The sequence below is a fragment of the Paenibacillus pini JCM 16418 genome (assembly GCF_000576305.1).
Lineage (GTDB): Bacteria > Bacillota > Bacilli > Paenibacillales > Paenibacillaceae > Paenibacillus_AQ > Paenibacillus_AQ pini.
The window spans coordinates 349,004-362,162 of sequence record NZ_BAVZ01000003.1; the positions used below are offsets into that span (position 1 = coordinate 349,004).

At 40.5% G+C, this 13,159-nt stretch carries 13 protein-coding genes and 1 pseudogene; 3 read left to right on the forward strand and 11 right to left on the reverse strand.

The window, feature by feature from the left end; translation table 11 throughout:
• Window positions 1–2: 2 nt before the first annotated feature.
• The 3 genes from JCM16418_RS06920 to pdhA all read right to left on the reverse strand — a co-directional run bounded on the left by JCM16418_RS06920 (window position 3) and on the right by pdhA (window position 3,479).
• Window positions 3–1,337, reverse strand: a complete 1,335-nt coding sequence (locus JCM16418_RS06920) for a dihydrolipoamide acetyltransferase family protein (RefSeq protein ID WP_036647116.1) — start codon at window positions 1,335–1,337, stop codon at window positions 3–5.
• A gap of 32 nt (window positions 1,338–1,369) precedes the next feature.
• Window positions 1,370–2,347, reverse strand: a complete 978-nt coding sequence (locus tag JCM16418_RS06925; protein WP_036647117.1) for an alpha-ketoacid dehydrogenase subunit beta — start codon at window positions 2,345–2,347, stop codon at window positions 1,370–1,372.
• Window positions 2,348–2,411: 64 nt separating this feature from the next.
• Window positions 2,412–3,479 (reverse strand): pyruvate dehydrogenase (acetyl-transferring) E1 component subunit alpha, encoded by a 1,068-nt coding sequence (gene pdhA / locus JCM16418_RS06930; protein ID WP_036647118.1) that lies wholly within the window; start codon window positions 3,477–3,479, stop codon window positions 2,412–2,414.
• Window positions 3,480–3,735: 256 nt separating this feature from the next.
• On the opposite strand from pdhA, the gene JCM16418_RS06935 reads away from it, so the two are divergent.
• Window positions 3,736–4,467 (forward strand): alpha/beta hydrolase, encoded by a 732-nt coding sequence (locus JCM16418_RS06935; RefSeq protein WP_036647119.1) that lies wholly within the window; start codon window positions 3,736–3,738, stop codon window positions 4,465–4,467.
• Window positions 4,468–4,627: 160 nt separating this feature from the next.
• On the opposite strand, the gene JCM16418_RS06940 is transcribed toward JCM16418_RS06935, so the two are convergent.
• A complete protein-coding gene (locus JCM16418_RS06940) occupies window positions 4,628–5,095 on the reverse strand; it encodes a low molecular weight protein-tyrosine-phosphatase (RefSeq protein WP_036647120.1) in 468 nt (155 codons plus the stop codon).
• Window positions 5,096–5,130: 35 nt separating this feature from the next.
• The gene (locus JCM16418_RS06945; protein ID WP_052020106.1) at window positions 5,131–5,790 is read right to left on the reverse strand and encodes a trimeric intracellular cation channel family protein; all 660 of its coding nucleotides are present in this window, start codon (window positions 5,788–5,790) and stop codon (window positions 5,131–5,133) included.
• A 174-nt stretch (window positions 5,791–5,964) separates the two neighbouring features.
• Between JCM16418_RS06945 and JCM16418_RS06950 the strand changes: the two genes are divergently transcribed.
• Both JCM16418_RS06950 and JCM16418_RS06955 read left to right on the forward strand, forming a co-directional pair.
• Complete coding sequence (locus JCM16418_RS06950) at window positions 5,965–6,606, forward strand: thiamine diphosphokinase (protein WP_036647121.1); 642 nt, start codon at window positions 5,965–5,967, stop codon at window positions 6,604–6,606.
• A 298-nt stretch (window positions 6,607–6,904) separates the two neighbouring features.
• The gene (locus JCM16418_RS06955; RefSeq protein WP_036647122.1) at window positions 6,905–7,429 is read left to right on the forward strand and encodes a C40 family peptidase; all 525 of its coding nucleotides are present in this window, start codon (window positions 6,905–6,907) and stop codon (window positions 7,427–7,429) included.
• Window positions 7,430–7,494: 65 nt separating this feature from the next.
• Here JCM16418_RS06955 and JCM16418_RS06960 read toward each other — a convergent pair whose 3' ends face one another.
• The 6 genes and pseudogenes from JCM16418_RS06960 to JCM16418_RS06985 all read right to left on the reverse strand — a co-directional run bounded on the left by JCM16418_RS06960 (window position 7,495) and on the right by JCM16418_RS06985 (window position 13,124).
• A complete protein-coding gene (locus JCM16418_RS06960) occupies window positions 7,495–8,199 on the reverse strand; it encodes a response regulator transcription factor (RefSeq protein ID WP_036647123.1) in 705 nt (234 codons plus the stop codon).
• Window positions 8,200–8,344: 145 nt separating this feature from the next.
• Entirely contained in the window at window positions 8,345–9,379 is a 1,035-nt protein-coding gene (locus JCM16418_RS06965; RefSeq protein WP_036647124.1) for a MoeB/ThiF family adenylyltransferase, read from the reverse strand.
• 118 nt (window positions 9,380–9,497) lie between these two features.
• Window positions 9,498–11,050, reverse strand: a pseudogene (locus JCM16418_RS06970) (ABC-F family ATP-binding cassette domain-containing protein).
• Between the two features lie 124 nt (window positions 11,051–11,174).
• The gene (locus tag JCM16418_RS06975; RefSeq protein WP_036647125.1) at window positions 11,175–12,179 is read right to left on the reverse strand and encodes a sirohydrochlorin chelatase family protein; all 1,005 of its coding nucleotides are present in this window, start codon (window positions 12,177–12,179) and stop codon (window positions 11,175–11,177) included.
• On the reverse strand, window positions 12,166–12,717 hold the full coding sequence (locus JCM16418_RS06980) for a hypothetical protein (protein WP_172679210.1): 552 nt from the start codon (window positions 12,715–12,717) through the stop codon (window positions 12,166–12,168). The genes JCM16418_RS06975 and JCM16418_RS06980 overlap by 14 nt, the downstream gene beginning before the upstream one ends.
• Entirely contained in the window at window positions 12,717–13,124 is a 408-nt protein-coding gene (locus tag JCM16418_RS06985) for a hypothetical protein (protein ID WP_036647127.1), read from the reverse strand. Before JCM16418_RS06985 ends, JCM16418_RS06980 begins: the two co-directional genes overlap by 1 nt.
• Window positions 13,125–13,159 lie beyond the last annotated feature (35 nt).

Sequence of the window (13,159 nt, forward strand, 5' to 3'; positions counted from 1 at the left end):
TCTTATACCTCCATAACCAGCAGCTCAGGGTTACCAAGCAGCGATTTAATGTAATTCATAAAGTTTTGTGCTGTTGCGCCATCAATAATGCGGTGGTCAAAGCTAAGGGACAATGCCATAACTGGAGCAGCTACAATTTCACCGTTCTTCACAATAGCTTTTTCAGAAATACGTCCTGTACCAAGAATTGCAACTTCAGGGAAGTTGATAATCGGTGTGAAGAACATACCGCCAGCAGAACCAATGTTAGAAATAGAAATTGTACTACCTCTCATCTCGTTGGCAGCCAATTTACCTTCACGGCCACGTGCTGCTAGGTCACTGATGCTATCAGCAATCATCCATATGCTCTTACGGTCTGCATCTTTAATTACAGGAACGATCAAACCATTGTCCGTATCCGTTGCAATACCGATGTTGTAATATTTCTTGTAAACAATTTCATTGCTTTCTTCATCAATCATCGCATTCAAAGCAGGGAATTTGCGGGAAGCCGCAACCAATGCTTTGACGATGAAAGGCAAGTACGTCACTTTAGTTCCCATTTTCTCAGCAATAGGTTTCATGCGAGTACGGAAAGCAACAAGATCAGTAACATCCACTTCATCCATGATGGTTACATGAGGAGCAGTATACGCAGATTTAACCATCGCGTTAGAAATTGCTTTACGGATACCTTTGAAAGGTACGCGCTCTTCTTCATTACGAGCATCGGAAGGAGCACTTGAAGCTGTAGAAGCAGCAGCTTTTGAACCAGATTCAGCTTTTTCTTCAGCTGCTGGAGCTGGAGTAGATTGACCTTCACCGTTCTTGAAGCCTTCAACATCTTCTCTTGTAATCTTACCATTGCTGCCCGTGCCACTTACTTGTGACAAATCTACACCTTGTTCACGAGCAAATTTACGGACACTTGGTGTTGCAAGAACGTCTTTGTTTGGAGCTGGAGCAGGTGTAGAAGCATTAGCTTCTCCGCCTTCTTTAGCTTCTTCAGGACTGCTCTTAGCAGGTGATGAGGTCGTATCGGCACCGCCTTTAGCAGCATCAACTTCTTGTTCTTTATGATCTTCTGCAGGAGCTTCCTGTTCTGGAACTTCCCCTTCAGCATCAATGATAGCTACAACTTCGCCTACACGGCAAACTTGGCCATCTTTGGTTAACACTTCTAGAATCGTACCGTTCACAGGACAAGGCACTTCAACGACTGCCTTGTCGTTCTGTACTTCCATGATGATGTCATCATCTGTAACTTTGTCGCCGGGTTTGATATGCATTTTGATAATTTCGCCTTCATGCAAACCCTCGCCGAGTTCAGGAAACCGATATTCAAACTTTGCCACGTATATTACCTCCTAAAAATAACTACTTATGTTTAGAATTCCAAGACTTTATTAACTGCAGCAATGATACGTGCTGGAGTAGGAAGCCAAGTATCTTCAATTTGTGCAAAAGGATATATCGTGTCTGGTCCCGCTACGCGAAGAACAGGAGCTTCCAAGTGAAGGATAGCTTTCTCATTAATCTGTGCAATAACTTCAGCGGCTACGCCAGAAGTTTTTTGTGCTTCTTGAACCACAATAGCACGATTGGTTTTCTTAACAGAAGCAATAATAGTATCCATATCAAGTGGACTTAAAGTACGAAGGTCAATAATTTCCGCTTTGATACCCTTCTTCTCAAGCTCATCAGCAGCTTTAGTAGAAGTGTGAACCATCATACCGTAAGTAATAATGGTAACGTCTGTTCCTTCACGAACGATGTTCGCTTTACCGAGTTCAACCACGTAATCATCTTCTGGAACTTCAGCACGGAATGCATGGTAAAGATTCAAATGCTCCATGAAGAACACGGGATCATTATCACGAATTGCTGCGATCAGCAAACCTTTTGCATCGTAAGGATTAGAAGGGACTACTACTTTAATACCCGGAGTTTGAATTGCCAAACCTTCCAAGGAATCTGTGTGAAGCTCGGCTGCCTTAACTCCGCCACCAAAAGGTGTGCGGAAAACAATCGGAGCATTGTAGCGTCCGCCAGAACGGTAACGCATACGTGCAGCTTGTACAAACATTTGATCCAGTGCTTCATAAATAAATCCAACAAATTGAATTTCGGCTACGGGACGGAAACCTTGAATACCAAGACCTACTGCTAAACCGCCGATTGCGGATTCAGCCAGTGGCGTATCGAATATTCTTTCCTCACCGAATTCTTTCTGAAGACCCTCTGTAGCCCGGAATACACCGCCTACGTTACCTACGTCCTCACCGAATACGATGACATTAGGATCACGTTTCATTTCCACGCGCATCGCATCGCGGATTGCTTCTTTCATATTCATTTGTGCCATTGCTTCATTTCCTCCTTAAGCATTCGCTGTTCACGTTACAATGCAAATATCTTGGTTAATCGATTTATTGGAAATCAGCCTTTTGCTCTTCAAGATGTTTAGGCGTGTGCTCAAACATGCTATCAATTAAGCCCGAAACAGTCATTTTCTCTGTTTGTTCAGCTTTCTTAATCTGCTCATTCACTGTAGCTTTAGCTTCATCTTTAACGCGAGCGGTATCTTCTTCTGTCCAAAGACCCTTCTTCTCTAGATATTTCGCAAACCGAACGATTGGATCTTTAGCATTCCATTCGCCTTCTTCATCCTTCGTACGGTACTTCGTAGCATCGTCGGACAAGGAGTGTGGACGGAAACGGTATGTTAAAGCTTCAATCAGTGTAGCGCCTTCTCCGTTACGAGCTTTCTCAGCAGCTTCTTGAACAGCACTAATGACTGCAAGTACATCCATACCATCAATTTTTACACCACGGATACCTGCTGCGATTGCTTTGTGGGCAATAGATAAAGCAGCGGTTTGTTTAGCAAAAGGTGTTGTAATGGCATAACCATTATTTTGTACAAAGAAAATAACAGGTAATTTAAAACGACCAGCATAGTTCAGTCCTTCGTAGAAATCACCTTCAGAAGAACCACCGTCACCCGTATACGTAATAGCAACCTGTTTTTGTTTCTTCAATTTATAACCCATAGCAATACCCATCGCATGCAAAATTTGTGCACCGATGATAATTTGCGGCATTAATACATTAACGCCTTCTGGAATGTTTCCACCTTGTTGGTGTCCACGTGAATATAGGAAAGCTTGGTATAGAGGCAATCCGTGCCAAACAATTTGTGGCATGTCACGGTAACCCGGACATACAAAATCTTCTTTATCTAGTGCAAATTCACTGCCGACCATTGTTGCTTCTTGACCTGATACAGGAGCATAGAATCCAAGACGTCCTTGACGTCCAAGATTAACTGCGCGATCATCCCAAGTACGTGTAAATACCATACGGTACATAACTTCTTTCAACTGGTCATCGGTAAGCTTAGGCATTTTATCTTCATTAATAATTTCACCGTCTGGAGAAAGCACGGAAAGCGCTTCAACTTCCTCGGTATATACTTCATAAGGAACCTTGCTCATTCTCTTCACCTCGACAAAAAAATTTGAATATCAAGTTCCGCTGTTATAGAATTATTATACACCTGTTTTATTAGATTCGTCAAAGCAATCATGTATAAATTTCGATATATATATATTTTGTATATATAACAGATGTTGAATACTTATATAACAGCGGTGTTTAAAATGACAATAACTTGAACTAACCTTTAACAATGGTTATATTAACTTATTGAAATCTGGAAAGCAAAAATTAATCTCTGAAAGGTGAATATTTATGACCGATTCAAGATACCTAAAACGCACCATAATCAAAGAACAAATGGACAGCCATTTTCTAAATGAAAGTCGCAATATACGTGTTTACTTACCTCCAGGATATAATGAAATTCTTAGCTATCCCGTTGTATATTGTCAGGATGGAGAAGAGTTTTTTAACTTCGGTCGAATCGCGACCATTGCTAACCGGCTCATTCTTGATGAGGGTGCTGAGCCATTTATTATTGTGGGCGTTGAGGTAGATACTTCCATTCGAACAGAGGAATACGCTCCTTTCGGCCAAAAATTTGACTCCTATATGCGGTGCTTCGCCGAAGAGATTATTCCCTTTATAGAACAGAAGTATCCCGCACGCCAAGAACGTTCCTCAAGGATACTTGCAGGTGATTCATTAGGGGGAAGCGTTTCTCTCCATCTCTCCATACGCTATCCGCAACTGTTTACGAAAGTCATTAGTCTTTCTGGCGCTTATTACAAGGAGTCACAGCATATCTATGCTGAGGAAAATGACCTCTCCTGGCTTGATATTTATATGATTGTAGGACTACAGGAAACGAACTTCGAGACTGATCATGGCACGTTTGACTTCGTGGAATTGAATCGAGAAACGAAAGAAATGCTACTCGATCGTGGAGCAACCGTACAATATGCGGAGAAGGATGGTCGGCATATCTGGGGCTTTTGGCAGAAGGAACTCCCTGAAGCATTAATATACTTCTTACGCGCCTAACAAGCCACTAAACAAAGAAAAAGGTGAACCAATAGCGAAATCGCAGTTTAAAAACTACCGATTTCATACTCAGGTTCACCTTTATTTCTGAAAAACAATAACCGCGCTTACATATAATTTTCATGAAAAGCGGTACAGGATGCCTCTTTAAAATGTCATCTTATTTCAATTTTTCGGTGCGTATGATGTCTAAAAGAGCCTCACACCCCGTATTCATTAACTCATATACCTGTTCAAAATTACCAGTGAAGTATGGATCTGGAACCTCTTGAAGATCATGACCTGGTAAAAGATCCATGAATTTAATAATCGTAGCATCTTCTCCACCCGGAATATCTCTCAAGTTAGACAAATTGCTGTTATCCATGCAAACCATATAATCAAATACTTCGAAATCTCCGCTTGTAACTTGTCTTGCTTTCATTCCTTCATAACTAATTTTATTAAGATCCAGCATTCTTCGGGTACCTTCATGCGGGTCTTTACCAATATGCCAGTCTCCTGTTCCCGCAGAATCGGTTGTGATTTCTGCATCAAGACCTGCACAGGCCACTTTATTACGAAATACGGCTTCAGCCATTGGTGAACGGCAAATATTACCTAAGCAAACGAATAAAACAGATATCATGATAACTTCCTTCCTTTGAGCTTTTCTAATATTTTTCAATTCTTCGTTTCGAGATCATTTTTGTTAGATGTGACAGGTGTGAGATATGAATTGGATTCGAGTGCTCTTCTTGGCAATTTCCATTTAAAAAATACGGAGAACATTCGGAAAACCACTACAGCAATGAATAACGCTACGACCTGCCATGTCGTTTGGATCCATCCAAGTCCCATTACAAGTCCAGCGAGCATTGCCCATACTGCATAAATTTCATCATGTAAAACAAGTGGTTTACGACCCGCTAGCAGGTCACGAATAATCCCCCCACCAATTCCGGTCAGAATAGCAGCCACCAACACCGCGCTCAAAGGATGATGCATTTGTGTTGCGTAGATTGAACCTTGAATGGCGAAGGCAGATAAACCAATAGCATCGAATAGCGCCTCTGTCTTTTTCCAATGCCTAATCCAAGCAAGAGGTAGTACAAAGGCGATAAGGATGGAAATGATCGCGAGTTTAATTAAGGTACCCTGATGCCATAGTGTTGTAACGGGGACGCCAATTAATACATTACGAATAACACCGCCGCCAAAAGCCGTGACTAGGCCCAGTACCAGAACACCGAGAATGTCATACTTCTCTTCCATCGCTACAAAAGCGCCTGACATTGCGAATGCAATGGTTCCGATAATACTGAATACTTCAAAAACATGCATGTCCAAATATATCTTACCTCTCCTTTTACATATGCTTTTCCCATTGTAGCCGCGGCCAGCTAGATTGTGCAACATAGAAATCTGTTTTATACTTAAATGACATTCTCATATGATGAAATTAGAGTGAATATACGTGACTATAGTAGAAGGATTATTGAATAGGAGGTCATGAGTATGGAGCATAAGCGAGTCGTTATTTTTGCTGGAGGAGACTTGTTTCCTCATTATTTAGAAGAACTTCGTGAGGGAGACTTTATTATAGGCGCTGATCGAGGCGCATTATTTCTAGTGCAACATGATATTAAGCCTCATTTAGCTGTTGGGGATTTCGATTCCATTTCTTTGCAGGATTTAGAAGTCATTAAATCTTATAGCGATCAACTTATTTCCTGTGATGCTATAGATAAGAACCTAACCGATAGTGAAATGGCCTTTGACTATGCGTTAAAAGAACAACCTGAGGAAATTTTAATGATAGGTGTTACTGGAACGCGGCTTGATCATACATTAGCGAATGTGCAAATGCTCAATCGCGCATTGCAGCATCATATTTCCTGTGCATTAATGGATCGCAACAACCTTATAACACTCACTGGCTCAAAGGCAGTTGTCCAAAAGCAAGGCTATACTTACGTATCCCTTCTGCCTATGACTCCAGAAGTAACGGGTATTACATTAGAAGGTTTCCAATATCCATTGAATAATGCAACATTACGATTAGGAGAGTCCTTAGGTATCAGTAATCAATTGACGGATCATGAAGGTATCGTCAACGTTGAGAGTGGTTTACTTCTAATTATTCAAAGTAAAGATTGAAAATCTATCTTTTCTTTTAAATATAACAATTTTGTAACTAAATTTCACTCGATAAAGATTAAATAAATCATAATAATCCTTGATAAATCAAGGGTTATTTTTTTGTCTATTAGATGTTCATAATCTTACAATATTAATGACTTGTAACTTTTAATCAAATTTTAATAATGACTGTCAAACCCTTGATGCAACAACATTTAATGGGCATTACCCATATTTTAGGTGGTTACTAGATGTTACAAAACTGTTATACTTGGAAACGAGCCTGAAAGAAAACGAAATTTGGAGGTATAACAACATGAAGAAAAAACAACTTATCCAAAAATTAGTCACCGTAGGGTTTTGTGCATCTATTGGCCTTACCACAATGATCGCAACCGGTGCTGATGTAACAGAAGCTGCTTCATCTGATTCCATAGCTACTGCAAAGGTGTCTGCTGTTAGCGGTCAACAAGTAGTGAATTACGGTAAAAATTTTATGGGCGTTCCTTACAAATTCGGAGCATCTACAAGCACAACTAAAGTATTTGACTGCTCTTCATTTACGAAATATATTTTCAAAAAATATGGTGTTACCTTGCCGCGCACATCCGCTGCCCAATCCAAAGTTGGAGTGGCCGTATCTAAAGCTAATTTGCAAACAGGAGACCTCGTCTTCTTCTCGAGTGGAAGCAGAGCAAACGGTAAAAACGTAACTCATGTCGCTGTTTACGCTGGAAACGGTAAAATTCTTCATACGTATGGTTCACCTGGAGTCACCATTTCTAATCTGAACTCAGGTAACTGGAAGAAAACATATTTGAAAGCAAGACGCGTTCTCTAGAATCCTCTGCAAAGGATTCATAGAATTGTATATTTGAGATAGAAGGCTATAAGCGATCCAGCTTATTAGCCTTCTTTTAATATATAACCCACTCCACGCACCGTATGAATCATCTTTGGGGAATGTCCACGATCCACTTTCTTCCTTAAATGACGGATATACACATCGACGACATTTGTACCTAAATGATAAGAATAATTCCATACCTCTTTTAAAATCTGCTCTCTGCTGCATGCTTGATCAGCATGTTTAGCTAAATATAGTAATAGCTCGAATTCTTTCGAAGTTAAGAAAATTTCAGTTTCTCCACGCATCACTTTGTGATTAATTGGTTCAATGATTAGGTCACCTACTCTTACAGGTAGGTTCTCACGTTCACGTGTAAGATGAAAAATGTTTAATAAATTGCGAATACGAGCTAATAGCTCCTCGCATCTAAAAGGTTTAATAAGTACATCATGAGCCCCTGCATTAAAGCTTTCTACAACTACATCCTTCTTTGATGGACTTGCAAGTATAATAACTGGAAAATGGGGATTATGTTCCGAATTCTTTGATGCATGTTCAATGAACAAACTGATGTCAGCATAATAATCCACATCTATCCCAATATTGATTATCAACAAGTCCGTATGATTTTCGCTTAAAAATGAAATGGCCTTTCCGTCGCTGTTTACAACGTTCACTTCATAACCTGCTTCTCGCAAACCATCCGTAAGAGAACTTACTATAACTTCTTTTTTATTAAACAACAGAATTGTTTCTTGCACCTTCACTCACCCTATTTTCCAATCGGTTCGAATCTACAATAGTCGCTGTATTATGAACTCTTGCCACTCTGTTTTATATAGATTGCCGCAACACAAAAAATCCATTCCTGCAAAGAGAAATGGATTTGTATATTCGAACAATAGTTTATCCTAAGTAACGATGGTACAGCTTTCTTGCCTCGGTTATATCTTTCGTTCCATGTATTAATGCTCTTCCATCTGCGAAAATCACCATACGATGAGCGCCTACACTAAATGAAACTAGGAATGGGTTACTTTCAATTTGGCCTTCATTCACCCTATCCAATTTATCTGCAGTTTCCTTTAAATTCAACGTTTGTCTTTGCGCTGGACGTATCTGAACGGTGTCACGACCGCAAAGGACATCCGTCTTTTCCTGATTAGCAGCTGACAAATATGGAAAAACCGCATCTGGACCGCATGAAAGACAACTTTCCTTTTTGGCATCTCCAATACCTACGTTCATCGACTCATTGCGCCATAAATCAAAGGAATACAGCTTCCCTCGCAAAGCCTCAGGATGCCCGCTTAAAATTTTAAACGCTTCAGTTGTCTGATGTGCAGTCACTATCTGTACGGCCTGTGGAATAATCCCAGCAGTATCACAGGTATCTCCACCTAGTGGTATCGTTCCCAGCAGACAATTCAAACACGGCGTCTTCCCTGGAATGATTGTATACGTTATCCCATAGCTGCCAACACATGCCCCATAAATCCAAGGAATGCGATGTTTCTGTGACATATCATTGATAATGAGCCGGATATCAAAGTTATCGGATGCATCAAGAATTAGGTCTACACCTTCGATTAAAGACTCCAGTTCCTCTGCACGGATGTCCATGACATGAGCATCAATCTTGATCGTAGAATTAACCTGCTGCAAACGATTCTTCGCCGCAACTGCTTTGGGAAGACGCTGCCTTGCATCTTCTTCTGTATACAACTGCTGACGCTGGAGATTGCTCCACTCAACATAGTCACGGTCTGCTATGGTCAGGTGACCAATACCCGCGCGTGCTAGTGTCTCAGCAGTCGATGTACCTAATGCACCCGCTCCAACAATCAGTACATGGCTTTGCCCTAGCAACTGCTGGCCTTCTTTACCAAGCGGCTGAAATCTCTCCTGACGAGAATATCGATCATCCTCTGCGATTTCCATATTTATATCATTCCTTTCGAGCAACAGCCGCTATCCGTCAAAATGTACCGGATGCGGCTGTTGTAGTATGCAAGTGAGACTATGCGATATGAATTAACGATAATAAATCATCAATGTTTTATGCGTTTTTAGCTGACCACTCTTCGACATTCCATGTCTTCGTTACCCAATCTTCATAAAACTCGGGCTCATGGGATACCAATAGCACCGTACCTTTAAATTCCTTCAACGCGCGCTTAAGTTCAGCTTTAGCAACAACATCTAAGTGGTTGGTAGGTTCATCAAACAGAATCCAGTTCGTTTCACGCATCATTAACTTACAAAGACGTACCTTAGCTTGTTCGCCACCACTAAGCATACTCAGAGGACGTGTGATGTGTTCATTTTTAAGACCACAACGTGCCAAATGACCGCGCACTTCATTCTGAGTCAAAGAAGAAAATTCATTCCACACATCTTCAATTGGAGTGAGGTTGGCAGCTTTTACTTCCTGTTCAAAATAGGCTGGGAACAAATACTCACCTAGGAAGGTTTTACCCTTAATTGTCGGTATTTTACCCATAATTGTTTTGAGCAATGTTGATTTACCCACACCGTTGCAACCAACAATCGCGATTTTCTCACCACGTTCGATTGTCATGCTCATTTTAGGTAAGAGAGCATGCGAATAGCCAATTTCAAAATCAATACCTTCAAAGACGGTCTTACTACTAGCCCGAGCATCTTTGAATTTAAATGTAGGCTTCATCGCTTCATCAGGACGTTCAATACGATCAATTTTATCTAGTTGCTTCTCACGGCTCTTGGCTCGTCCCGAAGTTGAAGCACGCGCCTTATTTCGCTGAATAAAATCTTCCTGTTTCTTAATGTATTCCTGTTGTTTCTCATACGCATCAATATGCTGGCTCTTAGCAATATCAGCCATTTCCAAAAACTTATCATAATTCGCCGCATATCTTGTCAATTTAGCAAATTCTAAGTGGTAAATAACATCTACAACCTGATTCATAAACTCGGTATCATGGGATATCAGCATAAATGCATGTGGATACTGCTTCAGATAATTGGATAGCCAATCGATATGCTCTACATCCAAATAGTTGGTAGGCTCATCAAGAAGCAACACAGTCGGCTTCTCTAGAAGCAACTTGGCAAGCAAGACCTTCGTCCGCTGTCCACCGCTAAGTGCAGTTACGTCACGGTCAAGTCCGATCACGGACAAACCAAGTCCGTTAGCCATCTCTTCAACTTTGACGTCGATTAAATAAAAATCGCCCATATCCAGCTGTTCCTGGATATCGCCCATCTCCTCCAATAGAACTTCGAGTTCTTCTGGAGTGCTTCGCCCATCTTATCTGTAATGACCATCAATTCTTTTTCAAGCTCAAGCATGGGTAAAAAAGCATCCTTAAGTACATCTCTAATCGTCTTACCAGGTGTTAGTAAGGTGTGCTGATCGAGATAACCGTAACGAACTCTAGGCGTCCATTCTACCTTGCCGCTGTCTTTTAATAATTTACCTGTCAAAATATTCATTAGTGTCGATTTACCAACACCATTAGCTCCTACGAGACCTATATGCTCCCCTGCCAACAAACGGAAGGATACATCATTAAACAACGTACGTCCTCCAAAATTATGGGACACATTTTCTACTGTCAATAAACTCATATCTACTTTCGTACTCCTATCTATAATAAATGTCATAAACTCGAATCCAGAAATGATGCTCAAGATTATAGTTTATCATACATAAGAGTTAAGCCGAAATAGGTATCAAAATATTTTATCGAAATTATGGCCCATTTGCTCCATAGCAAGGCGTTTCAAAATAACCATGTAATGCAGCTTCCTTCGCACTTGTAAAAGTTTCTTCACTCGTTAATGCATTCGTTAATGAATATGAACATCCAGTGCGGTAAAAGTATTTGATGCCTGTTATCAAATCTATTCCCGCATGAATAACTGGAGATTTCACAAGCCTTCCGCCCCCAAGGGCATAGTTATTCAGATAAGTATCCCCTATGGGCATACCTTGGATGAATGCCATGATTCCTATATCATTAATTGTATTATTCCATTCTTCTGCAGATATTGTAGGCAATGTAAAATTGTATGAAACGCCATTACGGTCTGCCCATTGGTTATGACGGTTGATGGTGGCGGCTAAGTCTGTCTGTATGCTCTTTACAATACTTATCCTTCTGACTTGTTCATATACTTCAGAGTCATTTAGTAATGATATACTCGTCCGATCCTTCACATCATCCTGTAAACCTTTCAACCACTCATTAGTAGAAGCCTCGAATGCCTCCATGTACCGATCAAGTGTAAAATGAATGATATTTCCTGAGGAATCAGTGTAAGCATATGGCTTTTTAGCTCCCCACATCGGTCTGACTACTACTTCCCCGTTGGGTGCACTTATTTCTTCCTCAGCCAATGTATAGAACCCGTCGTAATCGATAACAACTATTGCTGGAATATATGTGTTTAACATTTGCTGAGCAGATCGATCTTCTTCAATACCCAGATTAATATACAAGGTTCGATATAACATTTCCAAAGCGAGTTCCTTATTTGCTCGAAAAAATTTGGATGATCCATACCCTGCCTCGAGTTCTTGCTTCTCATTCATATTTAAGGCACTACCTGCATCCTGTACCGCTGTTCGTAATGCTGATGTGTACTTTAACTCCACCTGCTGCTTATGCCTCTCCTCCTTCACATGATAACCACTGATTAAAAAAATAGGAACTATGATAATAACAAATAAAACAGAAAAGTCAGTAATCTTCATTAAGTACCATACCTCCGTACGGCGCAGATATGACTACCGGATCACCCGTTGCAGAACCTGTTATGAAATCAAACCAAGCCGTTCCTGCTGTTCTATTCGTATTCTTTACGGAAACTTTAAAAAAATCTCCCACCGCCAGCCTATACTTTCGTTTATCACTATCCTTGTCCAAAACTTCTTCAGGAAATAATTGCATCATAATATCCTCTGAATAGAATCCTTCGTACCAAACGTCAAACTGATCTTGAAAAGTAGATGGATCTGCTGCATCCGTATAATCCGGTTGATATTTCTTGTGCTGATGTTCCATCTGTATGTCAAACACATTACCAGTCACTTCAATTTCATTTATGAAATCTTGGTACATAACTGGAGTTAGAAAACCCTTATTTCGAACAGCATCTACAAATTGAGTGACGGCGTTATAAACTATAATTCTAGACAGGTCATCCTGCTTCTCCGCAGCTTCCTTTGCTGGGTAGATGAAGAGTAACAGCAAGGCAATCAGAACAGCTACAAACTTTGAAACAGTATTCATCAAGGCGTACCCGCTTCCCCTACCACTTCATTAAATGATATCGTTATTAACCGTCCTTGAGTGTTCCTTATGTATTTTATTTCATATGCGGTATGTAAATTAATGTTGCGTAGATCCTCCTCATCATGATCCTCTCTACCTTTAAAGTTAGCTCCTCCTACTTCAATAGAAAGATCAGCATCTGTATTTCCATGAATCATGAGTACAACTTCGGTGCCACTATATAGAACGGTTTTAGATCCCTTACTATGATCCATGACACTTCTTGTCTGACCTTTGGTCACATTAGCCACCTCATGGAGAGTCTCTGTAATCTGCCCAGTCAAACGAAGAGAGATTAGGCAGGCGGCAACAAATAGAATGACAGATACACTCAAAAAGATCATTTGCTGTGAATTTTCACCCACTGACTGCCACCTCCCTTTTCCATCCCATGTAATAC